This is a genomic window from Luteimonas sp. A478 (assembly GCF_054052025.1).
In genome coordinates this window covers 758,617-780,572 of record NZ_JBSVRF010000001.1, presented here as the reverse complement: position 1 = coordinate 780,572, position 21,956 = coordinate 758,617, and the positions used below count along the sequence as shown (strand labels likewise).

Sequence of the window (21,956 nt, the reverse complement as noted above, 5' to 3'; positions counted from 1 at the left end):
GTGGCCCAGCAAGACCCGGCAGCGGAAGACTTCACTGCCAAATGGCGACGACGCTGGCCGGAATGGGGCATTGCCGAAGCTTTCGTGCCTGCATCCCAGCGCGAAATAGCGCTGGCCTGGCTGTCGTTGCAGAACGAGCTGGCGGAAGCTGCGTGGGGCGGCGAAGACCCGACCCCGGGTCTCGCCAAGCTGGCCTGGTGGCATGAAGAGCTGGAAGGCTGGGCCAAGGGCGGCCGTCGCCATCCATTGGGCGCATCGCTGCAGCGCCTGCCGGCGCCCTGGACCGGACTGGCGAGGGCCCTGTCGGTTCTTCCATCCACGCGCGGGCAGGACGCGGCCACCGCGCAACCCGTCCTGGCCAACCTGGCAGACGCGCTGGACGTATGCGAGGCGGGCCTGTTCGGAGAGGCTGAAGACAGGGGTGAGCCGGCTGCGGATGCAACTACGTCGGCATTACTGGCCGCGCGCGCCCTCCTTACCGGTTCGCGTGAGGATGCCGGCTGGCTGCTGGAGCGCTGGCCACGGGGCGCGAGTGGATCGCGGCCGGGACGCCTCCATCGCGCCCTGCTGCGTGCCAGGTTGCTGGCGCTGCAGGCAGGCAGGCGCGAGCAGCAGCTGTCCGGCTGGCGGGTCCTGGGGGCGTCCTGGAGCGCAGTACGCGGCAGCTGAGGCCAGTCTCCAGCCCCGAACCAGCCCCAAGTGGCCGGACGCAGCGTTTCAGGGGCGTTGCGCAGCCTCCCGTTACACTATCCAGCCTTGATTCCCGTTGCCGTAAAGGCCCCCCACGCAATGAGCCAATCTCCCGCCCAGACCCTGCCCGACGTCGCCGACGACGCCGCCTTTGCCGCCCGCGCCCTGGACTGGGTCGGTATGGAGAGGATCGCGCTGCCGTTGCGCGTGGCTGATGGTGACGGAGGTGCGCTCCAGGTCCCGGCTTCCGTGGACGTGTTCGTGGACCTGCGCAAGCCCGACACCCGTGGCATCCACATGTCGCGCCTGTACCTGCGGCTGCAGGATGCGTTCGCCAGCGAGACCATGACCGTGGCCGGCCTGCGCAGGATCCTGCAGGACCTGGTCGAGTCCCAGCGCGGGCTGTCGTCTTCCGCGCGCCTGGTGCTGCGTTACGAGCACATGCTCAAGCGTGCCGCGCTGGCCAGCGACAACGCCGGCTGGAAGAACTATCCGGTGGAGCTGGAGGCCACGATCGTCGATGGCCATTTCCGCCTGGCGCTGGCGTTTTCAGTCGAGTACTCCAGCACCTGCCCGGCCTCGGCGGCACTGTCACGCCAGGCCAACTCGGAGCGTTTTGCCGCCGATTTCGCCGCGGCCCGCCCGCTGTCGGCGGCGGTGGTCGAGGAATGGCTGGCTTCGGAGCGCGGCCTGGCCGCCACTCCGCATGCCCAGCGCAGCAGCGCCCAGGTGAAGGTGGAACTGCGGCCCGCGTTTGATGAGATCCCGTTGGCGGCGATGGTGGATGCCATCGAGGCGGCCCTGGGCACGCCGGTGCAGACCGCGGTCAAGCGCGAGGACGAGCAGGCATTCGCCCGGCTCAACGCCGAGAACCTGATGTTCTGTGAAGATGCCGCCCGCCGCGTGGCCGCGGTGCTGGCCGCGGATGAGCGCGTGGAAAAGTTCGACGCCCGCGTGGCCCATTACGAGAGCCTGCACGCCCACGACGCCGTGGCCCGCGTCACCGGCTGATCGGGCCGGCCACCGGCCGGGCTTGCCGCGCGGCGATACTCAGAGAGCCCGTTCCAGCACCAGCTGCGGGTCAATCCGCACGTTGAGCCAGTTCATGCCCCAGTGCAGGTGCGGGCCGGTGGCGCGCCCGGTGGCGCCCACTGCGCCGATCACCTGGCCCTGTTCAACCGTGTCTCCCTCCTGCACGTCCAGCCGGGACAGGTGCAGGAAGTTGGAGCTGATGCCGTGGCCATGGTCGATCAGCACGGTGCCCCCGGTGAGATACAGGTCGGCATCGGCAAAGGTCACCAGGCCCGCGGCGGGGGCCTTGATCAGGGTGCCCTGCGGTGCGGCGATGTCCATGCCCGAATGCGGGGAGCCGGGCTTGCCGTTGTAGACCCGGGCGCGCCCGAAGCGGCCGCTGATGCGTCCTTCGACCGGCCAGATGAAGTGCTGGGCAAAGCCCGTGCGCGCGTCATCGCGGGTACGCGCGGCTCCCACCCGGGCCTGTTCGCGGCGGATACGTTCGGCGATGGCCGGTGGTGGATCCACGGTAGCCGCAGGTACTCCATCGACCCGCTGCAGCGGCCAGTCGCGGGTGCCGACGGCGATGCGGATGGTTTCCACCGCGCCATCCGGACCGGTCACGCGCACCTCGGCCGGGCCGCTGTGGTCACGGCCGATGCCGAATACCACGCTGCCATAGCCGGTCACGCGCAGGTTGCGACCGGCATGCTCGACCCGGCTGTCGGGTGGCACCTTGCCGATCACCATCGCACCCTGCTGGACTTCGGTGGGAAATACGATACGCTGGTCGCCGGCCATGGCGGCGGACGCGACGCAGCCCAGCACGGCTGCAAGCAGCAGATGGAGCAGGGCGCGCATCAGCGGGCGAACTCCAGGCGTCGGCCCTGCGGGTTACCCACCAGCTTGTCTCCGTCCCACGCCAGCTCGCCGTTGACCCAGGTCGAGGCGATGCGGCTGCGGAAAGTGGTGCCTTCGAAGGGAGACCAGCCGCAGCGTGACAACACCTGTTCGCGGGACACGGTGAACGGAGTGTCCTCGACCAGCACCAGGTCGGCCCAGTAGCCTTCGCGCAGGAAGCCGCGCCCCGCCACGTCGAACAGCTGCGCCGGCGCGTGGGCGAACTTCTGCACCACTTTGGCGGTATCGAAGTGGCCCTCGTGCACGCATTCCAGCGCGGCGTTGAGTGCGAACTGCACCAGTGGCAGCCCGCTTGGCGCGCGCACGTAGGGCGCCTGCTTTTCCTGCAGCGTATGTGGTGCATGGTCGGTGGCCAGCACGTCGATCACGTCTTCGGCGAGGGCGCGCAGCAGGGCGTCGCGGTCCGACGCTTCCTTGATCGCCGGATTGCACTTGATCTGGTGGCCCAGGCGGTCGTAGTCCTCGCGGGAAAAGCGCAGGAAGTGGATGCAGGTTTCGGCGGTGATGCGCTTGCGCACCTTGCCGTCGGCATCCACAAGCGGGCCGGCCTCGAACAGGGCCAGCTCGTCGGCGGTCGAGATGTGCAGCACATGCAGGCGGGTGTCGTGGCGCCGCGCGAGTTCCAGCGCCAGGCGCGTGGATTTGATGCAGGCTTCGCGCGAGCGGATGTCGGGGTGGCAGCGGGCGGGGATATCGTCGCCGTACTTCTCCCGGTAGCGGGCCAGTTCGGCATCGATCATCGGGGTGTCTTCGCAGTGGGTGATGATCGGAACCGGGGTGTCGCGGAAGATGCCGTCGAGGATCTCGGGATTGTCCACCAGCATGTTGCCGGTGGAGGCCCCCATGAACACCTTCACCCCGGGAGCGGTCCTGGGGTCCAGCCCGCGCACCGCCTCCAGGTTGTCGTTGCTGGCGCCGAAGTAGAACCCGAAATTGGCATGCGCGCGGCCTGCGGAGCGGGCGTATTTGTCCTCCAGCGCCTCCCGGTCGAGCGTGGGCGGGCTGGTATTGGGCATGTCCATGAAGCTGGTCAGGCCGCCGGCCACCGCCGCGGCCGACTCGGTGGCGATGTCGGCCTTGTACTCCATGCCCGGCTCGCGGAAGTGCACCTGGTCGTCAATCATCCCCGGCAGCAGGCGGCGGCCGGCGGCGTCCACCACGCGCTCGTTGCCGCGCGCGGCCAGGCCGGTTCCGATTTGGGCGATGCGTCCGTCCTGGATGCGCAGGTCGCCGTCGAACTCGCGGCCTTCATTCACGAGGCGGGCGTTGACAATCAGGGTGTCGGTCATTGCTTGGGTTCCGTACTATGTGGGGGTGGCTCTGGCACAGGGTCATGACCGCCGGGATGCAGCGGGTGGCAGCGGCCCAGCCGGCGCAGGGCCATCCAGCCGCCCCTGAAGGCGCCGTAGCGCCCGATCGCCGTCATCGCGTATTCCGAACAGCTGGGCACAAACCGGCAGCGGGGTCCGAGAAGAGGGCTGATCAGCCGTTTGTACAGGCGCAGCAGGGCGATGAGGAAACGGTCGATCACGGTCCGGAAACTGCTGTAAATCCGGCGGCTGAACTTGCCGCTGGGGCCGTGGCAGGGTATAACAGCGCGCCTTCCCACACCAAGGGAATCCGCAGTCGGGGATATCGCAGTGGCTACCAAGAAAACCGTCAAGAAGTCCGTCAGCAAGGGATCTGCCGCCAAGGCGCCTGTGAAGAAGGCGGCCTCGACGGTGGCGAAAAAGGCCGCTGCGAAGAAGACCGCGGCCACCAGCAAGGTGGCTGTAAAGACTCCAGTCAAGAAGGCGGCGGCCAAGAAGGCCGCGGTCAAGAAAGCCGCAGTGAAGAAGTCGGCAACAAAGAAGGTGGCAGTGAAGAAAGCTCCAGTGAAGACCGCGGCGAAGAAAGCCGCCGCGACCAAGGCTCCTGCAAAGCAGGCCCCAGCGAAGAAGGCGGCCGTCAAGAAGGCGGCTGCAAAGAAGGCTGTCGCAAAAAAGGCAGTCGCAAAAAAGGCAGTCGTGAAGAAGGCGGCGGCCAAGAAGGCCACCCGGCCGACTCCCGTCCGTTCGCGCGGCAAGGTGGCCGTCGCAGTGACCGCGCGCCAGTCGGCTCCCGCGGTCAAGACCAAGTACAAGGTGGTGGAACACTCCGTGGACAAGGCCACCGGCCGCCCGATCATCCCCAAGGGCTACAAGCCGGGCGTGGACGAGGAGTACATGAGTCCTCTGCAGCTCGAGTATTTCCGCTACAAGCTGCTTTCCCGCCGGGAAGAGCTGGTGGATGAGTCCAGGCAGACCATCCAGAACCTGCGCGGTGAAGTGCGCGACGTGGGCGATGAGGCCGAGCGCGCGAGCCGGGAAACCGAGAACGCGCTGGAGCTTCGCACCCGCGACCGCTACCGCAAGCTGATCAGCAAGATCGAGAGCATCATCCGCCGGGTCGACGAGGGTGATTACGGCTACTGCGTGGAGACGGGCGAAGAGATCGGCCTGGAGCGGCTTGAAGCCCGCCCCGAAGCCGAGCGCACGATCGACGCGCAGGAACGCTGGGAACACCTGCGCAAGCAGATGGGCGACTGAGCCCGGGTTCCAGCACGGCTGAACAGAAAACCCCGCTCCGGCGGGGTTTTTTCATGGGCCGAGCGGGCCCCTGGTCTTTCAGCGCCGCCCTAGCGCAGGTCGCGAAGGTCCAGCCGGCGCAGCTTCGGCGCTTTCAGTGCGGTGGTCACGACCACGCCCATGGTCACGCAGCCTCCCAGGACCACGGCCGGCACCAGCCCCAGCAGGCGGCCCATCGAGCCGGCGTAGAAGGCGCCCAGCTCGTTGGAAGAGCCCACGAACAGCCCGTTGATGGAAGAGACCCGGCCGCGCATCTCGTCCGGCGTGGCCAGCTGCATGATGGTCGAGCGCAGCACCACCGAGACCCCGTCACACATGCCGGACAGCAGCAGGAAGAAGGCCGACAGCCAGAACAGCCTGGACAGGCCGAAGCCGATGATGCACAGGCCGAAGCAGGCCACGGCGATCAGCAGTATCCGTCCGGCGTTGCGCTGGATCGGGCGTCGCGCCAGCCAGATGCCGACCGCCACCGCGCCCAGCGCCGGAGACGCGCGCAGGATCCCCAGGCCTTCCGGCCCGTAGTGCAGGATCTCGCGGATGAAGGCCGGGGCCAGGGAAATCGCTCCGCCAAACAGCACCGCGAACATGTCCAGCGCCAGGGCCGCCAGCAGGATCTGGTGCCCGAACACAAACCGGGCGCCATCGGCGATGCTGGCAAACACCGGCCCGCGCTGCAGCTGTGGTGCGGGCTCGGTCACTTCCATCCGCGCCAAGGCCAGGATCGCCGCGGCGGCGAAACCGGCGGCGAGTCCGTAGGCGACCCCCATGCCGGCCCAGCCCACCAGCACGCCGCCCAGCGCCGGCCCCACCACCAGGGCGGACTGGAACACGATGCTGCCCAGGCTGGCGCCGCGGACGAACTGCTCGCGCACCAGTACCCGCGCAAACAGTGCGTTGTAGACCGGACCAAGAAAGGAGCGCACCGCGCCGGTCAGGATCACCGCCGCGTAGATCTTCCACACGCCCTGGCCGAACCAGCCCAGGGTGATCGCCACCAGCAGCAGCGGGGTGACCGCCAGGCCGGCGCAGGCCACCATGCCCAGCCTGCGCCGGGGCAGGTGGTCGACCAGATAGCCGGCAAACGGCGCCACGCAGAAATAAGGCAGCACCTCGGCCAATCCGATCAGGCCCAGCATCCACGGATTGCGGGTCAGCTCGTACACGTGCCAACCCACCGTGACCGCGACCATCTGATAGGACAGGATGGTGCAGATCCGATAGCCCATCAGGGCCCGGAAGTTGGGATTTCGCAGTGGCGGAGTTGGCGTGGCGGCGGTGGCGGCGGCCGCGTTCACCCTGTAGAGGCGCGCTCGGCCTGTTCGCGGATATATGCCAGCAGCGCGGCCAACCCGTTGTTGCGGGTGGGAGACAGGTGCTTGGCCAGGCCGATGTCGCCGATGTAATCCGGCCCGGTGGCAATGATCTCGGCGGCGCTGCGGCCGGAATAGACCCGCAGGGCCAGGTAGATCAGGCCGGAGACGATGGCCGAATCGCTGACAGCGGCGAAATCAAGGCGGGTGGCGTCGCCGGAGGGCACGATCCACACCATCGACTGGCAGCCGTGCAGGCGGTGCTCATCTGTCTTCCATTCTTCGGGGAAGGGCGGCAGTTTGCGACCCAGGTCGATCAGGTACTGGTAGCGTTCTGACCAGTCGCCGAAGAAGGCGAATTCGTCACGGATCGCGGCCTGGGCGGCACCGGGGGTGGGTTCGAGCGGAAAAGGGGTGTTGGACACAGCAGCAGGCGGCCGGATGGCCGCGGTTCGGATCAGCCCGCTATTGTCGCAGAAACCGGCTCATCATCCCCTACGGGGGCCGGCCAGGACGATCCAAGCCGCCCAGGCCGCGGCTCAGGCGCGCTTGCGCACCCAGCGCACGCCCTGGGGTGTGTCTTCAAGCACGATGCCTTCGCCGGCGAGCTGGTCGCGGATGGCATCGGCGCGGGCGAAGTCGCGGCTGTCCTTGGCCGCGGTGCGCTCGTCCACCAGGGTCTGGATGCGGGCGTCGTCATCGGCCGCCGCGCCGCGGGCAAACCAGACCTGCGGATCCTGCTGCAGCAGCCCCAGGGCCAGGCCGGCGCCGAGCAGGCGCGCCTTGGCCGTGGCGCGGGCCTCGTCATCGCCGGCCTTGCGTGCTTCGCCGGCCAGGCGGGCCAGCTCGGCCAGTGCCTGCGGGGTGTTCAGGTCTTCGCTGAGCGCGGCTTCAATCGATTCCGGAATGGCGGGCTCCGCCGACACGTCGGCCAGGTCGCGCAAAGTGGCGTAAAGCCGATCCAGCGTACGCAGGGACTGTTCCACCAGCCCGTCGGACCAATCCAGCGGCTGCCGGTAGTGGGCCGAAAGCAGCGCGTAGCGCAGCGCCTCGGGCGGGTGCTCGGCCAGCAGGTCGCGCACCTTGGCGATATTGCCGACGGATTTGGACATCTTGGCGCCGGACAGGTTGAGCATGCCGTTGTGCAGCCAGAAGCGGGCAAAGGTGCGGCCGCCGTGGGCGCACTCGCTCTGGGCGATTTCGTTCTCGTGATGCGGGAACTGCAGATCGACGCCGCCGGCATGGATGTCGATGGTTTCGCCCAAATGCGCGGCAGCCATGGCCGAGCACTCGATATGCCAGCCCGGACGACCAAGGCTCCATGGTGAATCCCAGCCGGGCAGGTCGGCGGTGGAAGGCTTCCACAGCACGAAGTCGCCGGGGCTGCGCTTGTACGGCGCCACGTCCACCCGGGCACCGGCCAGCATCTGCTCGGTATCCCGGCGCGAGAGCTTGCCGTAGTCCGGGTAGCTGTCCACCGCAAACAGCACGTGGCCCTCGGCGGCGTAGGCGTGTCCGGCTTCGATCAGGCGCTGGATCATGGCGATGATCTCGCCGATGTGGGCGGTGGCTTCCGGTTCGATATCGGGCGGCGCCACGCCAAGCGCGGCCATGTCTTCGCGGTAGGCGGCGGCGAAACGATCGGTGATGTCGGAGATCGGCACGCCTGCCTGGCTGGCGGCGGCGTTGATCTTGTCGTCCACGTCGGTGATGTTGCGGGCGTAGCGCAGCGCGCCGTAGCGGCGGCGCAGCAGGGCGGCCAGCACGCCGAACACCACCGGTCCACGGGCGTTGCCGATGTGCACGTAGTCGTACACGGTGGGGCCGCACACGTACATGGTCGGGCAGGCGGGATCGAGCGGCTGGAAAGGCTCGATGCGGCGGGTCAGGCTGTTGTAAAGGCGCAGGGTCATCTGTTCAGTACGGTCAGGGAGACCGGATTCTATCGGGCGGGGCAGGTTCACGACAGCGCCGGTTCAGGAGGTGAACGCGCGCAGCGCCTAAACTTCTCCTTGGGCAAGCTTGCCCTCAATCCCCGCAAAGGTCCGATGCTCCGATCTTTCCCGACCCTGCCGATCCTCCTCTGTGCCGCGTTGAGCGTGGCACCCGCCGTGGTGGCGCAGGAGCGGGGGCAGCAGGCGGACCAGGGGATGGCCGGGTTGCCGGCGCCTCCCGTGCCGGGCGCGCAGGAGAACGTGCGGATCGAGTTCGCCCGGGTCCTGGCTGCCGAGCCCGTCCACCAGATCCTGCGCGCCACCAGCATGGTGGAGCGCTGCGAGGCTGCCAGCCCGGTGGCCGAGGATGGCGAGCGTCGTGGCCTGCAGCGGGTGGTGGGCGCAGTGCGCGATGTGCTGTCCTCCGACGACAAGGTGGAGGAAGTGGACGCCTCGGCGGGCGGGGAGTGCCGCATGGTGCCGGTGGAACGCGAATTCCGGCGGCCGATCGGTTTTGACGTTGATTACGTGCACCGCGGCGTGAAGTACCGCTCACGCATGCCTTACGACCCCGGCAACCGGGTCCGGGTGCGGGTATCGGTCACCCCGGTGGTGAGCGGCGAATAGCCTGGAACAGCTTGCCGCGGCCCCCGCCGCATGCGACGATGCGCCCCGATGATGAATTTCCGTGCCGACGCCCTGATCCTGACCTCCGCCCGCATGGCGGCTGGCATGACCTCGCGTGCGCGCCGACCGGAGCCTTGCCAACGCGCTGGGTAGCCGGTACCCGTTTTACTTTGAGTTTCACGCGAAAACCCGGCCCCGGCGCCGGGTTTTCTGCTTTCAGGCCTGCTGTTTTCCTTGTCCGTTCCAAAGCTTCCAGGGGTTTATCGCGCCATGACCGTTTCCCGCCATTTCCTCAATACCCAGGACTGGTCGCGTCCCGACCTGGATGCGCTGCTGGCCGATGCCGCCCGCTTCAAGCGTGAGCGCATGGGAGATGCCCTGAAGGGGCGCTCGATCGCGCTGGTGTTCTTCAACCCGTCCATGCGCACCCGCACCAGCTTCGAGCTGGGCGCGTTCCAGCTGGGCGGACACGCGATCGTGCTGCAGCCGGGCAAGGACGCGTGGCCGATCGAGTTCGACCTGGGCACGGTGATGGACGGCGACAGCGAGGAGCACATCGCCGAGGTGGCGCAGGTGCTGGGTCGCTACGTGGACATGATCGGGGTGCGCGCGTTCCCCAAGTTCGTCGACTGGAGCGAAGACCGGCAGGACAAGGTGCTCAAGGCGTTTGCCCGCTACTCGCCGGTGCCGGTGATCAACATGGAAACCATCACCCACCCCTGCCAGGAACTGGCCCACGCGCTGGCGCTGCAGGAGCACTTCGGCACCACGGACCTGCGCGGCAGGAAGTACGTGCTGACCTGGACCTACCACCCCAAGCCGCTCAATACCGCCGTGGCCAACTCGGCCCTGACCATCGCCACCCGCATGGGCATGGACGTGACCCTGCTGTGCCCGACGCCCGAATACGTGCTGGATGAGCGCTACATGGGCTGGGCGGAGGCCAACGTGGCGGAAAGCGGCGGCTCGCTCGCCGTCAGCCACGACATCGAGGCCGCCTATGCGGGCGCCGACGTGGTGTATGCCAAGAGCTGGGGCGCGCTGCCGTACTTCGGCGATTGGGCGCCGGAACAGCCGATCCGCGACCGCTTCAAGCACTTCATCGTGGACGAAGCCAAGATGGCGCTAACCGACAATGCCGTCTTCAGCCACTGCCTGCCGCTGCGTCGCAACGTGAAGGCCACCGACGCGGTGATGGATTCGCCCGCCTGCATCGCCATCAACGAGGCCGAAAACCGCCTGCACGTGCAGAAGGCGATCATGGCCGAGCTGATGCGCGGACGCACCTGACACCCCCGGTTCCCGAACCCCCACTGGCGGCCCCACGCCGCGCATGAGAACAACGACATGACCGCTTCCGAATCCAAAGACATCGTCCTCGCCTTTTCCGGTGGCCTGGACACGAGCTTCTGCGTGCCCTACCTGCAGGAGCAGGGTTGGACCGTGCACACCGTGTTCGCCGACACCGGCGGGGTGGACGCCGCCGAGCGCAAGGCCATCGAGGAGCGCGCCGCGGAGCTGGGCGTGGCCTCGCACCTGACCGTGGATGATGGGCCGGCGATCTGGAGCGATTTCGTCAAGCCGTTCGTGTGGGCGGGCGAGGGCTACCAGGGCCAGTACCCGCTGCTGGTCTCGGACCGCTACCTGATCGTGGACGCGGCCCTGGCCCGGGCGAAGGAGCTGGGTACCAACGTGATCGCCCACGGCTGCACCGGCATGGGCAACGACCAGGTGCGCTTCGACCTGGCGGTCATGGCGCAGGGTGACTGGCGCATCGTGGCGCCGATCCGCGAGATCCAGAAGGAACACACCCAGACCCGCGCCTACGAACAGGCCTACCTGGCCGAGCGCGGCTTCGGCGTGCAGGCCAAGCAGAGGGCCTACACCATCAACGAGAACCTGCTGGGCGTGACGATGTCCGGCGGGGAGATCGACGAATGGGACGTGCCGGGCAAGGGCGCGCGCGGCTGGTGCGCGCCGCGCAGCGCGTGGCCGGAGGAGCCGCTGACCGTACTGGTCGAGTTCGAAGGCGGCGAGGCGGTGGCGCTGGACGGCAAGCGCCTGCCGGGCGAGGAGATCCTCGCCGGCCTGAATCGGCTGTTCGCCTCCTACGGCGTGGGCCGCGGCATGTACACCGGTGACACGGTGATCGGGCTGAAGGGCCGGATCGTGTACGAAGCGCCGGGCCTGGTGGCCCTGCTCACTGCCCACCGGGCGCTTGAAGAGGCGGTGCTGAGCAAGCAGCAGAACCGCTTCAAGCCGGATGTGGCGCGCAAGTGGGTGGAGCTGGTGTACGAGGGCTTCTTCCATGATCCGCTGAAGACCGACCTGGAAGCCTTCCTGGCTTCCTCGCAGGAGAAGGTCGATGGAGAAGTGGTGCTGCAGACCACCGGCGGCCGCGTGGACGCGGTGGCGGTACGCTCGCCGAACCTGCTGATCGCCGCCGGCGCCACCTACGCGCAGTCGGCCGATTGGGGCGTGGAGGAGGCCGAGGGCTTCATCAAGCTGTTCGGCATGAGCAGCACGCTGTGGGCCAGGGTGAACCGGTGAGCGGCCTGCTCGACAGCACGCTGGCGCACCTGGAGGCGCTGGTGTCGTTTGATACCCGCAATCCGCCGCGGGCGATCGATACCGGCGGCATCTTCGATTACATCCGCGCGCAGCTGCCGGACTTTCGCATCGAGGTGACCGACCATGGCGCCGGCGCGGTGTCGCTGCTGGCCGTGCGCGGGCAGCCGAAGCGGCTGTTCAACGTGCACCTGGACACGGTGCCGGACTCGCCGCACTGGAGCGCCGACCCGCTCACCCTGCGGGTGGAACAGGGCAGGGCGATTGGCCTCGGCGCCTGCGACATCAAGGGCGCCGCAGCCGGGTTGATCGCCGCGGCAGGTCAGAGCGATGGCGAAGCGGCGTTCCTGTTTTCCAGCGACGAGGAGGCCAACGATGCGCGCTGCATTCCGGCGTTCCTCGCCCGCGGGCTGCCGTTTGATGAAGTGGTGGTGGCCGAGCCGACCAACTGCGAGGCGGTGCTGGCCCATCGCGGTATCTCCTCGGTGCTGGCCCGCTTTCGTGGCGAGGCCGGGCATGCCTCCGGCGCCGCTGCGCTGGACGCCAGCGCCCTGCACCGGGCCATGCGCTGGGGCACCCGGGCGCTGGACTTCGCCGCCGGCCAGGCGCACCAGCGCTTTGGTGGCCTGACCGGGCTGCGCTTCAACATCGGCCGGGTCGAGGGCGGGATCAAGGCCAACGTGATCGCGCCGCAGGCCGAGTTGCGCTTCGGCTTCCGGCCGCTGCCGTCGCACGATATCGATGGCCTGCACGATGGATTCCGCGGCTTTGCCGGCGCCGGTGAGCTGGAGCACTACGAGGAAACCTTCCGCGGCCCGCCGCTGCCGGCCGGCGGCATCGCCGAGGCCGAGGAGCACAGGCTGCAGGCGCGCGATCTGGCCGATGCGCTGGGCCTGCCAATCGGCAACGCGGTGGATTTCTGGACCGAAGCCTCGCTGTTCTCCCACGCTGGCATGACCGCGCTGGTGTTTGGCCCTGGTGACATCGCCCAGGCCCACACCGCCGACGAATGGGTGGCGCTGGACCAGCTGGAGACCTACGCCACCACCATCACCGACATCCTCAACGGCCAAGGCCGTTCCGCCTGACCGACCGTGCACGCCATGCAGCCTCATCTCCAGACCCGCCAGACCATCATCCGCCTGCTGTCCTCCATGGCCAGCGCGCGCGAGATCGACCAGTACCTGAAGCGCTTTTCGCAGCTGGATGCCAAGCGCTTCGCCGTGGTGAAGGTGGGTGGCGCGGTGCTTCGCGACGATCTGGAAGCACTGACCTCCTCGCTGACCTTCCTGCAGCAGGTAGGCCTGACCCCGATCGTGATCCACGGCGCCGGCCCGCAGCTGGATGCCGAGCTGTCCGCGGCAGGCATCGAAAAGCAGACCGTGGACGGATTGCGGGTCACCACGCCGGAGGCGCTGGCGATCGTGCGCCAGGTGTTCCAGGCCTCCAACCTGAGCCTGGTGGAAGCCCTGCAGCAGGCAGGCGCGCGGGCGACATCGATCACCGGCGGCGTGCTGGAAGCCGACTACCTGGACCGTGAGCGCCTCGGCCTTGTGGGCGAGGTGAGGCAGGTCAACCTGGCGCCGATCGAGGCCAGCCTGCGGGCCGGTTCCATTCCGGTTATCGCCAGCCTGGGTGAAACTTCCACTGGGCAGATCCTCAACGTCAATGCCGACGTATCGGCCAACGAGCTGGTGCGGGTGCTGCGCCCGTACAAGATCATCTTCCTCACCGGCACCGGCGGGCTGCTTGATGAGGCCGGCAAGGTGATCGACTCGATCAACCTGTCCACCGAGTACGAGCACCTGATGGCACAGGAGTGGATCAACGGCGGCATGCGGCTGAAGTTGCAGCAGATCAAGGACCTGCTGGATGGGCTGCCGCTGTCGTCATCGGTCTCCATCACCCGGCCGGCCGAACTGGCCCGCGAACTGTTCACCCACCGCGGCTCCGGCACCCTGGTGCGGCGCGGCGAGCGGGTACTGCAGGCGGGCAGCTGGGATGAATTGGACCTGCCGCGGCTGCGCGACCTGATCGAATCCAGTTTCGGCCGTGAGCTGGTGCCGGACTACTTTGAAAACACCCCCCTGTTGCGCGCCTACGTGAGCGAGAACTACCGCACCGCGGTCATCCTGACGGACGTCGACGGCGTACCGTACCTGGACAAGTTCGCAGTGCTGGATGAAGCCCAGGGCGAAGGCCTGGGACGGGCGGTATGGCAGGTGATGCGCGAACAGACGCCGCAGCTGTTCTGGCGTTCGCGCCTGGGTAACGGCGTCAACCAGTTCTATCACGCTGAATCCGATGGCTGCATCCGCCATCAGCCGTGGCGGACCTTCTGGTACGGGCTGGATGATTTCGACGTGATCCGCGCGTGCGTAAAGCACAGCATGCAGCGGCCGGCGACCCTGATGGAGGCAAAGACATGAGCAGGAAGAGCATCGGCATCATCGGCGCGCGCGGGCATACCGGCGCGGAGCTGATCCGGCTGGTGGCGGCGCATCCGTCGCTGGAACTGGCGTTCGTGTCTTCGCGCGAGCTGGACGGGCAGCCGGTGGCCGACCATGTGCCGGGGTACCAGGGCGAGCTTCGCTACGGGAACTGGTCGCCTGAGGCGGCGGCGGGCGAGGGCGTCGACGCTCTGGTGCTGGCGCTGCCCAACGACAAGGGCGCGCCGTTTGTCGAAGCGATCGAAGCGGGCTCGCCGGACAGCCTGATCGTTGACCTGTCAGCCGACCATCGATTCGACCCTTCTTGGGCCTACGGCCTGCCGGAACTGGGCCGCGACAGGCTCCGCGGCGCCCGCCGCATCGCCAATCCCGGTTGCTATGCCACGGCGATGCAGCTGGCGATCGCGCCGCTGCTGGACCAGTTGGCGGGACCGCCGCAGTGCTTCGGCGTGTCGGGCTATTCCGGTGCCGGCACCACGCCATCGGATCGCAACAATCCCGAGCTGCTGCGCGACAACCTGATGCCTTACGCGCTGGCCAATCACATCCATGAGCGCGAGGTCACGGCGCATCTTGGCGTGCCAGTGGAGTTCATGCCGCACGTAGCGCCGCATTTTCGCGGCATCACCATGACCGTGAACCTGTGGCTGGGCGAGCCGTGGGAGGCAGAGGCCGTGGAGCGCACCTATCGCCGCCGCTACGCCAACGAGCCCCTGATCGAAGTGCTGGAAGATGCCCCCTGGGTCAGCCGCATCGCCGGCCGCCACGGCGTGCAGATCGGCGGCTTTACCGTGGCGCCGGGCGGGCGCCGGGTGGTGGTGGTGGCCACGCTCGACAACCTGCTCAAGGGCGCCGCCACCCAGGCCATGCAGAACCTCAATCTCGCCCTCGGCTTCGAAGAATTCAAAAGCATCCCCCTGTAGGAGCGCGCCAAGCGCGCGAAGCCGCGTGAATTACGGTGTGGCTTTATTGGTCGTCTACAGTGTCGTGTCCTGAAGCCCCGCCAGCGGTCCGGCGGCCCCCTCCCGGTCAGGACCCGCTGTGAATACGTCCATGTACGCTTGCCGGCGCCGTCCATGGCGCCGACAGTCCTGACCGGGAGGGGCCCACCGGACCCTTGCGTTCGCGGTGTTCGGGGAGAGGATTCACGCGGCTTCGCGCGCTTGGCGCGCTCCTACAAAAAAAAAGATCAATGACAGGAGAATCAGATGTCCGACCTGCTGTGGCAAAAGCCCGGTGTCACCGTCGATGCACGGATCCAGGCCTTCCTGGCCGGCGATGACGTGCTGCTGGACCGCGAGTTCTTCCTCCATGACATCCGCGCCAGCCGTGCCCACGCGCAGGGGCTGGAGCGGATCGGAATCCTGTCGGCCGACGAGCTGGCCAATCTTGAGCGGGAACTGGAGGCGCTGGCGGAGGACTTTTCCAGCGGCGACTTCGTGCTCGACGAACGCTACGAAGATGGACACTCGGCGATCGAGGCGCGGCTGGTGGAGCGGCTGGGTGACACCGGCAAGAAGATCCACACCGGCCGCAGCCGCAACGACCAGGTGCTGGTGGCCACGCGCCTGTGGCTGAAGGAAAAGCTGGCCCGCACGGCGGAACTGTGCCGCGACGTTGCCCGCATTGCGCTTGAGCGCGCTGAAGCGGAGGCCGCGCTGCCGCTGCCGGGCTATACCCACCTGCAGCGCGCCGTGGTGTCTTCGGCCGGCATGTGGTGGGCCGGCTGGGCGGAAGCCTTCATCGACAACGCCCGTCGCGCCGCCGACACCTTGTCGCTGGTGGACTGCAACCCGCTGGGCACCGCCGCTGGCTACGGCGTGAACCTGCCGCTGGACCGCGACCACACCACGGCCGCGCTGGGCTTTTCCCGCATGCAGGTCAGCCCCCTCTACGCTCAGCTGTCGCGTGGCAAGTTCGAGCTGGCCGCGCTGGAAGCGCTGGGCTCGGCCACGCTGGACCTGCGCCGCCTGGCCTGGGACCTGTCGCTGTTCACCAGCGCCGAGTTCGGCTTTGTCAGCCTGCCGGCGCAGTACACCACCGGCAGCTCGATCATGCCCAACAAGCGCAATCCTGACGTGATCGAGCTGATGCGCGCCGTGCACGCCAGCGTGGCAGCGGCGCGCACCGAGATCGAGCAGCTGCTGTCGCTGCCTTCGGGCTACCACCGCGATCTGCAGGCCAGCAAGGGCGCGATCTTCCACGGCTTCGGCCGCGGACTGGCCGGGCTGGAGCTACTGCCCGCGCTGCTGGAGAACCTGGATTGGCAGCCGGAAAGGATGCGAGCGGCCATCGATGCCGGGATGTACGCGACCGACGTGGCCGTGGAGCAGGCGGCTGCAGGCGTGCCGTTCCGTGATGCCTACCGGGCGGCGGCCGAATCGGTGGACAGTGCAGGTGACGGACGCAGCCCGGAGTCCAGCCTGCAGGCCCGCGTATCGCCTGGGGCCGCCGCAGCGCTGCGGCTTGATGAGCTTCGTGGTCGCCTGCAGGCCCTGGAAAAATAGTCCGGTGCCGGGGGTTGGCAGCAGGAGTTCCTGCCACGGTGGATTCACCTCTTGCCTGCCCGGCAATTGCTACCTATAATTACCGGCTCGCCGTCGGGGTGTAGCTCAGCCTGGTAGAGCGCTACGTTCGGGACGTAGAGGTCGCAGGTTCGAATCCTGTCTCCCCGACCAAAATATTGGCGAATCAAGAAACCGGCCCAGCGCCGGTTTTTTGTTGTCTGCATATCGGCGGAAGGACCGGGCCAACGGCCCAAACGGCTAAACTGTGTCTCTTTTCCGCCGCACCATCCGGAGACCGAATTGATCAAGCCGCGTACCCCGCCCGGGGTCATGGAGCTGCTGCCGCGCGAGCAGATCGCGTTCCAGCGCATGCTCGACACCATCCGCCGCAGTTTCGAGGGTTTCGGCTTCCTGCCGATCGAGACCCCGGTATTCGAACTGTCCGACGTGCTGCTGACCAAGTCCGGCGGCGAGACCGAGCGCCAGGTGTATTTCGTCCAGTCCACCGGCGCGCTGGAGAAGGGTGACGAAGGGCGGCCGGACATGGCGATGCGCTTCGACCTCACCGTGCCGCTGGCCCGCTACGTGGCCGAACACGAGCACGACTTGGCATTCCCCTTCCGCCGCTACCAGATGCAGCGCGTGTACCGTGGCGAACGCGCCCAGCGCGGGCGCTTCCGCGAGTTCTACCAGTGCGATATCGACGTGATCGGCAAGGACGCGCTGTCGCCGCGCTATGACGCCGAGATTCCGGCGGTGATCCACTCCGTGTTCAAGGCGCTGGGGCTGGGCGGGTTCACCATCCGGATGAACCATCGCAAGCTGCTGCGCGGCTGGTTCGAGGGCCTGGACATCGAGGGTGACCAGCAGCTGGCGGTGCTGCGCGAGCTGGACAAGCTCGACAAGCGCGGCGCCGATGCCGTGCGCGACACCCTGCTGGGCGAAGGCTTCAACCTGGGTGCCGATGCGGTCGCCAAGCTGATGTCGTTCTCGCAGGTCCGCTCCAGCGGCCACGATGACGCGCTGGCCAGGCTGGATGCGCTGGGCCCCGGTACGCCGCTGTTCGAAGAGGGCAGGGCGGAGCTGCGTGATGCGCTGGAGCGCCTGCGTTCGATGGGCGTGCCGGAGTCCGACTACGCGATCAACCTGTCGATCGCGCGTGGCCTGGATTACTACACCGGCATGGTCTACGAGACGACGTTGGATGATTACCCGCAGATCGGCTCGATCTGCTCCGGCGGGCGCTACGACGACCTGGCCAGCCACTACACGAAATCGAAGCTGCCCGGCGTTGGCATCTCGATCGGGCTGACCCGCCTGTTCTGGCAGCTGCGCGATGCCGGCCTGGTCGACATGGCCGACAGCACCGTGGATGTGCTGGTCACCCTGATGGACGACGCGGGCCTGGATCACGCGCTGGCCCTCTCCCAGCGCCTGCGCGCCGCCGGGTTGAACGTGGAAACCCAGATGGAGCCGCGCAAACTGGGCCGCCAGTTCCAGTATGCGGACCGGGCCGGCATCCGCTTCGTGGTGGTCCGCGGCGAGGACGAGGCTGTCCGCGGCGTGGTGGCGGTGAAAGACCTGCGCCGCGGCGAACAGTTCGAAGTGGCGGAAGACGAAGTGGCCAGCGCGCTGCGGGTGGAGCGCGAACAGCTGCGCATCCCGGGCGCACTGGGTAGCAACGGGGAAGGTGCATGAAACATATCTGTCTGGATGGCGCTTCGCTGACCCGCGGCCAGCTGGTGATGATCGCCAACGGTGCGTCGGTCGAGCTTGATCCCGGCGCGCTGGAGAAGGTTGCCCGCGCCGCCGACTTCCTCGCCGAGCAGGTGCGCCGTGAGGAACCCATCTATGGCGTTTCCACCGGGTTCGGCAGCAATGCCGACAAGCTGCTCGGCGCGCACCCACTGCGCGACAAGCTGCCCGGTGCGAAGCCGTCCGGGCGCTCGCTGCACGCGGAGCTGCAGCAGAACCTGATCCTCACCCACGCGGTGTGCATCGGCGAGCCGATGTCGCCGGAAGTGGTGCGGGCGATGCTTTGCATCCGCATCAACACCCTGCTCAAGGGGCATTCCGGCATCCGCGTGCAAACGCTGCAGGCGCTGACCGCAATGCTCAACGCCGGTATTGTGCCGGTGGTGCCGGAACTGGGTTCGGTCGGCGCGTCGGGCGATCTGGCGCCGCTCTCGCACCTGGCGATCGTGCTGCTGGGCGGCGGCGAAGCCTTCTACCAGGGCGAGCGCATGGTGGGGTCCGAGGCCCTGCGCCGTGCGGGGCTGGAACCGGTCACCTTGTCCTACAAGGAAGGCCTGGCGCTGAACAACGGCACCGCGCAGATGCTGGCCATGGGCGTACTGGCCCTGGACCGGCTGGAACGGCTGGCCGATACCGCCGACCTGGCCGCAGCCATGACCCTGGACGCCTTCGCCGGGCGCCTGGGTGCCTTTGCCGAACAGGTGCACGCGCTGCGCCCGCATCCGGGGCAGGTGGAAGTGGCAGCGCGCCTGCGGGCGCTGCTGCAGGGCTCCACACTGGCGGACATTTCCTATCACCTGGTGCCCCGATTCCGGCAGTGGCTCCCCGACAGCTGGGAAGGCGGGCAGGCCCAGGCCCTGAGCTTTGACATCGGCTGGGACTGGGTGCCGGCCAGCCAGCGCCACGGACGGGAAAAGTTCTACCAGCGCTTCAAGCCCTTCCGCGGCGGCAAGAAGCACCAGCCGCAGGACAGCTATTCGCTGCGCTGCATCCCACAAGTGCACGGTGCGGTGCGTGATGCGCTGGCGCAGGCGTGCCGGGTGCTGGATGTGGAGCTCAACGCGGTCACTGACAATCCGCTGGTGTTCCCGGACCAGCTGGCCGAGCACGTGGAAGAGCAGGTCATCTCCGCCGGCCATTTCCACGGCATGCCGCTGGCGCTGGCGCTCAGCTACGTGAAGGCGGCAATCCCGGTGCTGGCCTCGATCTCCGAGCGCCGCCTCAACAAGCTGGTTGACCCGGCCACCAACGACGGCCTGCCGGCCTTCCTGATCGGCAACGAGGACGGTACCGAGTCCGGGCACATGATCGTGCAGTACACGGCGGCGGCGATCGTCAACGATCTGGCCACCCGGGCCCATCCGGCCAGCGTGTACTCCATACCCACCAGCGCCAATGCCGAAGACCACGTGTCCATGGGCGCCAACGAGGCCCGCCACGTGCTGGCGATGGCCGATGACCTGGGCAAGGTGCTGGCGCTGGAGCTCTACACCGCCGCCCAGGCGCTCGACCTGCGCCGGGACATGATCAACGCCGCACGCGAACTGGCGCGCAACACCGACGCCGCCGGGTTCGCTGCCAAGGTGCAGGGCGCTCCGGCCCCGGATCACCCGGACGGCGAACGGTTCCTGGAAGAAGTGGACGCGCTGCGCGTCGAGCTCGCCGCTTCCGAGCCCTATCATCCGGGCGTTGCGGTTTCTGCAGCCCACGACGCCCTGCGCGAACGTATTGCCTTCCTGGAGCGCGACCGTGCAATGGATGGTGAAGTGGCCGAGGCCGTGCGGCTGGTGGCCAGTGGCAGCCTGCTGGAAGCCGCGCGCCGGGCCGAGGCCGGCGAGGGCTGACAGCCCGGCCGGGCTGGCCGGAGCTGCCATGCGGCTGGCGCGCGGACCTTACCGGTCCGCCGCCAGCCCCGCACTGCGCAGGGCCGCCAGCACCGCTTCGCGGTTGCCTTCTTCCAGCGGCCATCCCGAGGTGACGCTGGCTGCCAGCTGACCGTCCCGGAAGACGTGGAACTGCGGCACGGTGTCGAGGTCGAGCATCGGCCAGCGTTCGTGCGACGCCGCGATCACGAGCGGAGCACCTGAATGTGCGTCATTCCAGCGTTGCAGCGCCCGGATGTTGTCCAGCTGGCTGGGCGAGGCCAGCCACAGTGCATGGTCCCGGAAGACGGGGCCGAGCTCGGGATCCTGTGCAATCGCACGGGCGGCGGCATGGCTGTAGCGGCAGCCCGGGCCGGCCACCACCACGATCCGCACGGATTCCAGTTCCACGGCTTCGTGCATCAGCCCATCCCCGTCCGCCGACAGCCGGAGAATGCTGGGGACGTCATTGGCAACCGGAACCGGTTCGTGGAACGGCGGCAGCGGCTCCAGGCCGACCGCGGCGTGGCGGACGGCGAAGTGCCGGGCTTCTTCCAGCTGTCCGGCTCGTACCAGTACCTCATGCATCGATGTCAGTTCTTCCGTCGTGGCGACACCGTGTTTTTCCAGTTCAGCCAGTACTTGCGTCGCCGCGGTAACGTGGGTGGCGCGATAGCCGTTCCATGACGCCAGCAACGCGGCCCGGTACATCAGCCTGACGTCATGGATGGAGGCCCCGGAGATATCCTCCGGGAAATGTTCGGCGGGAAAGAGGGCGTCATAGAGCGCGGCAATGGTCGTGCCGGACCCGTCACCGGGAGCGCCCAGCTCTGCGTAATACAGGGCGTTGAAACGCAGCTCCGTATCGCTCGCGCCGCCGCTGCGCGCCGCCTGGCGGGCGTCGTTCCGCAGCCATGCTGCCTCCTTCGGGCTGATGCCGGCGGGTGCGCCTGCAGCTGGCAGGCCGAGCAGCGCGAAAACCTGCCCGATCTCTTCGCGGGTCAGCTCACTGGACAGGTCGCCGATGGGCAGCCGGGTGACGCCACGTTCGTTGAAATCAAGTGAATCCAGAAAGCGCCCCCGCGCGCCCGGTGTCATATGCCGGAGCGGGGAAGGGCAGCGCTGCAGCCAGGCATCCAGTGCCGCGCGCGAGCTGACTGGCCCGCCATCCGGAGGAACGCTACAGCCGTCCCCGGGCGCGGCTGAGCTGTGCGGAACGGCAAGGAAAAAACACAGCAGCAGGGTCAAGAGTCGGACATCCATTTCGTTCTCCGGCGTGCGGGCAGCCCCGCAGCTGTCAGTCCAAGGGTACCCCGGGATCCAAATGCCATCGGCGCGGCATTTGACAATGTAATAACGTGCTATTACATTAGCGCGGTGAAACAACGTGCCGCCCCGCGTCAAAAGAAGGAAGCCGATGCCCCGTTCCGGGCGTTGGCCGAAGCGCTGGCCGCCCTGGACAGCCCGGAAGAGGTCGCCGCGTTCCTGCGCGACCTGTGCACGCCCGCCGAGCTGGAGGCCATGGCCGATCGCTGGCGCGTGGTGCCCCTGCTGCTGGAAGGCGTCCCGTACCGGGAGATCCACGAGCGTACCGGCGTCAGCGTGACCACCGTTGGCCGGGTCGCCCGCACCATCGAGTACGGCGAAGACGGCTATGCCGCGGCCGTGAGCAAGCAATACCCCCATCTCGCTCCTTCCCACTGAGCCTGCCC

General features: G+C 67.8%; 20 protein-coding genes and 1 tRNA gene. 14 read left to right on the top strand and 7 right to left on the bottom strand.

The window, feature by feature from the left end; genetic code table 11:
• Both ACW7G3_RS03630 and folE2 read left to right on the top strand, forming a co-directional pair.
• The gene (locus ACW7G3_RS03630; RefSeq protein ID WP_456972529.1) at positions 1–669 is read left to right on the top strand and encodes a phytoene/squalene synthase family protein; all 669 of its coding nucleotides are present in this window, start codon (positions 1–3) and stop codon (positions 667–669) included.
• A 120-nt stretch (positions 670–789) separates the two neighbouring features.
• On the top strand, positions 790–1,701 hold the full coding sequence (gene folE2 / locus ACW7G3_RS03625; protein ID WP_456972527.1) for a GTP cyclohydrolase FolE2: 912 nt from the start codon (positions 790–792) through the stop codon (positions 1,699–1,701).
• Between the two features lie 39 nt (positions 1,702–1,740).
• Here folE2 and ACW7G3_RS03620 read toward each other — a convergent pair whose 3' ends face one another.
• Genes ACW7G3_RS03620 through yidD form a run of 3 tightly spaced genes read right to left on the bottom strand, consistent with a single transcriptional unit; the run spans position 1,741 to position 4,156 of the window.
• A complete protein-coding gene (locus tag ACW7G3_RS03620; protein ID WP_456981098.1) occupies positions 1,741–2,565 on the bottom strand; it encodes a M23 family metallopeptidase in 825 nt (274 codons plus the stop codon).
• A complete protein-coding gene (locus ACW7G3_RS03615) occupies positions 2,565–3,914 on the bottom strand; it encodes a dihydroorotase (protein ID WP_456981096.1) in 1,350 nt (449 codons plus the stop codon). The genes ACW7G3_RS03620 and ACW7G3_RS03615 overlap by 1 nt, the downstream gene beginning before the upstream one ends.
• A complete protein-coding gene (gene yidD, locus ACW7G3_RS03610; protein ID WP_456972523.1) occupies positions 3,911–4,156 on the bottom strand; it encodes a membrane protein insertion efficiency factor YidD in 246 nt (81 codons plus the stop codon). The genes ACW7G3_RS03615 and yidD overlap by 4 nt, the downstream gene beginning before the upstream one ends.
• A 58-nt stretch (positions 4,157–4,214) precedes the next feature.
• Between yidD and dksA the strand changes: the two genes are divergently transcribed.
• Complete coding sequence (gene dksA / locus ACW7G3_RS03605; protein WP_456981160.1) at positions 4,215–5,192, top strand: RNA polymerase-binding protein DksA; 978 nt, start codon at positions 4,215–4,217, stop codon at positions 5,190–5,192.
• A gap of 89 nt (positions 5,193–5,281) precedes the next feature.
• On the opposite strand, the gene ACW7G3_RS03600 is transcribed toward dksA, so the two are convergent.
• The 3 genes from ACW7G3_RS03600 to cysS form a co-directional block, all read right to left on the bottom strand.
• Positions 5,282–6,457, bottom strand: coding sequence for an MFS transporter (locus ACW7G3_RS03600; protein ID WP_456981159.1), 1,176 nt, complete (start codon positions 6,455–6,457; stop codon positions 5,282–5,284).
• 65 nt (positions 6,458–6,522) lie between these two features.
• Positions 6,523–6,966, bottom strand: coding sequence for a SufE family protein (locus ACW7G3_RS03595; protein WP_456972519.1), 444 nt, complete (start codon positions 6,964–6,966; stop codon positions 6,523–6,525).
• 114 nt (positions 6,967–7,080) lie between these two features.
• Positions 7,081–8,454, bottom strand: coding sequence for a cysteine--tRNA ligase (gene cysS / locus ACW7G3_RS03590; RefSeq protein WP_456981094.1), 1,374 nt, complete (start codon positions 8,452–8,454; stop codon positions 7,081–7,083).
• Positions 8,455–8,589: 135 nt separating this feature from the next.
• On the opposite strand from cysS, the gene ACW7G3_RS03585 reads away from it, so the two are divergent.
• From ACW7G3_RS03585 to ACW7G3_RS03540, 10 genes are all read left to right on the top strand, one after another.
• Positions 8,590–9,102 (top strand): hypothetical protein, encoded by a 513-nt coding sequence (locus tag ACW7G3_RS03585; protein WP_456981092.1) that lies wholly within the window; start codon positions 8,590–8,592, stop codon positions 9,100–9,102.
• Positions 9,103–9,372: 270 nt separating this feature from the next.
• Positions 9,373–10,392 carry an N-acetylornithine carbamoyltransferase gene (locus ACW7G3_RS03580; protein ID WP_456981090.1) on the top strand — a complete coding sequence of 340 codons (1,020 nt, stop codon included), beginning with the start codon at positions 9,373–9,375 and terminating at the stop codon, positions 10,390–10,392.
• Between the two features lie 57 nt (positions 10,393–10,449).
• Positions 10,450–11,652, top strand: coding sequence for an argininosuccinate synthase (locus ACW7G3_RS03575; RefSeq protein ID WP_456981089.1), 1,203 nt, complete (start codon positions 10,450–10,452; stop codon positions 11,650–11,652).
• Positions 11,649–12,758: an acetylornithine deacetylase gene (locus ACW7G3_RS03570; RefSeq protein ID WP_456981158.1), complete on the top strand. Its 1,110-nt coding sequence runs from the start codon at positions 11,649–11,651 to the stop codon at positions 12,756–12,758. The genes ACW7G3_RS03575 and ACW7G3_RS03570 overlap by 4 nt, the downstream gene beginning before the upstream one ends.
• A gap of 15 nt (positions 12,759–12,773) precedes the next feature.
• Positions 12,774–14,099 carry an acetylglutamate kinase gene (locus ACW7G3_RS03565; RefSeq protein ID WP_456981087.1) on the top strand — a complete coding sequence of 442 codons (1,326 nt, stop codon included), beginning with the start codon at positions 12,774–12,776 and terminating at the stop codon, positions 14,097–14,099.
• Positions 14,096–15,043, top strand: coding sequence for an N-acetyl-gamma-glutamyl-phosphate reductase (gene argC, locus ACW7G3_RS03560; protein ID WP_456981085.1), 948 nt, complete (start codon positions 14,096–14,098; stop codon positions 15,041–15,043). Before ACW7G3_RS03565 ends, argC begins: the two co-directional genes overlap by 4 nt.
• A 285-nt stretch (positions 15,044–15,328) precedes the next feature.
• Positions 15,329–16,627 carry an argininosuccinate lyase gene (gene argH / locus ACW7G3_RS03555; RefSeq protein ID WP_456981083.1) on the top strand — a complete coding sequence of 433 codons (1,299 nt, stop codon included), beginning with the start codon at positions 15,329–15,331 and terminating at the stop codon, positions 16,625–16,627.
• Between the two features lie 94 nt (positions 16,628–16,721).
• Positions 16,722–16,798 (top strand) — tRNA-Pro (locus ACW7G3_RS03550).
• 129 nt (positions 16,799–16,927) lie between these two features.
• Positions 16,928–18,325, top strand: coding sequence for a histidine--tRNA ligase (hisS, locus tag ACW7G3_RS03545; RefSeq protein WP_456981081.1), 1,398 nt, complete (start codon positions 16,928–16,930; stop codon positions 18,323–18,325).
• Complete coding sequence (locus ACW7G3_RS03540) at positions 18,322–20,226, top strand: HAL/PAL/TAL family ammonia-lyase (protein WP_456981079.1); 1,905 nt, start codon at positions 18,322–18,324, stop codon at positions 20,224–20,226. The genes hisS and ACW7G3_RS03540 overlap by 4 nt, the downstream gene beginning before the upstream one ends.
• A gap of 48 nt (positions 20,227–20,274) precedes the next feature.
• Here the strand turns inward: ACW7G3_RS03540 and ACW7G3_RS03535 are convergent, their stop codons facing one another.
• Entirely contained in the window at positions 20,275–21,342 is a 1,068-nt protein-coding gene (locus tag ACW7G3_RS03535) for a hypothetical protein (RefSeq protein ID WP_456981078.1), read from the bottom strand.
• Between the two features lie 279 nt (positions 21,343–21,621).
• On the opposite strand from ACW7G3_RS03535, the gene ACW7G3_RS03530 reads away from it, so the two are divergent.
• Positions 21,622–21,948, top strand: a complete 327-nt coding sequence (locus ACW7G3_RS03530; protein ID WP_456972497.1) for a YerC/YecD family TrpR-related protein — start codon at positions 21,622–21,624, stop codon at positions 21,946–21,948.
• The last annotated feature ends 8 nt before the right edge of the window (positions 21,949–21,956 follow it).

Excerpts from the sequence above, each read along its gene's own strand:
- folE2 (WP_456972527.1), top strand. The coding sequence starts at position 790 with ATGAGCCAATCTCCCGCCCAGACCCTGCCCGACGTCGCCGACGACGCC.
- ACW7G3_RS03620 (WP_456981098.1), bottom strand. The coding sequence starts at position 2,565 with ATGCGCGCCCTGCTCCATCTGCTGCTTGCAGCCGTGCTGGGCTGCGTC.
- ACW7G3_RS03615 (WP_456981096.1), bottom strand. The coding sequence starts at position 3,914 with ATGACCGACACCCTGATTGTCAACGCCCGCCTCGTGAATGAAGGCCGC.
- ACW7G3_RS03600 (WP_456981159.1), bottom strand. The coding sequence starts at position 6,457 with ATGGGCTATCGGATCTGCACCATCCTGTCCTATCAGATGGTCGCGGTC.
- cysS (WP_456981094.1), bottom strand. The coding sequence starts at position 8,454 with ATGACCCTGCGCCTTTACAACAGCCTGACCCGCCGCATCGAGCCTTTC.
- ACW7G3_RS03585 (WP_456981092.1), top strand. The coding sequence starts at position 8,590 with ATGCTCCGATCTTTCCCGACCCTGCCGATCCTCCTCTGTGCCGCGTTG.
- ACW7G3_RS03580 (WP_456981090.1), top strand. The coding sequence starts at position 9,373 with ATGACCGTTTCCCGCCATTTCCTCAATACCCAGGACTGGTCGCGTCCC.
- ACW7G3_RS03575 (WP_456981089.1), top strand. The coding sequence starts at position 10,450 with ATGACCGCTTCCGAATCCAAAGACATCGTCCTCGCCTTTTCCGGTGGC.
- ACW7G3_RS03565 (WP_456981087.1), top strand. The coding sequence starts at position 12,774 with ATGCAGCCTCATCTCCAGACCCGCCAGACCATCATCCGCCTGCTGTCC.
- argC (WP_456981085.1), top strand. The coding sequence starts at position 14,096 with ATGAGCAGGAAGAGCATCGGCATCATCGGCGCGCGCGGGCATACCGGC.
- argH (WP_456981083.1), top strand. The coding sequence starts at position 15,329 with ATGTCCGACCTGCTGTGGCAAAAGCCCGGTGTCACCGTCGATGCACGG.
- ACW7G3_RS03540 (WP_456981079.1), top strand. The coding sequence starts at position 18,322 with ATGAAACATATCTGTCTGGATGGCGCTTCGCTGACCCGCGGCCAGCTG.
- ACW7G3_RS03535 (WP_456981078.1), bottom strand. The coding sequence starts at position 21,342 with ATGACACCGGGCGCGCGGGGGCGCTTTCTGGATTCACTTGATTTCAAC.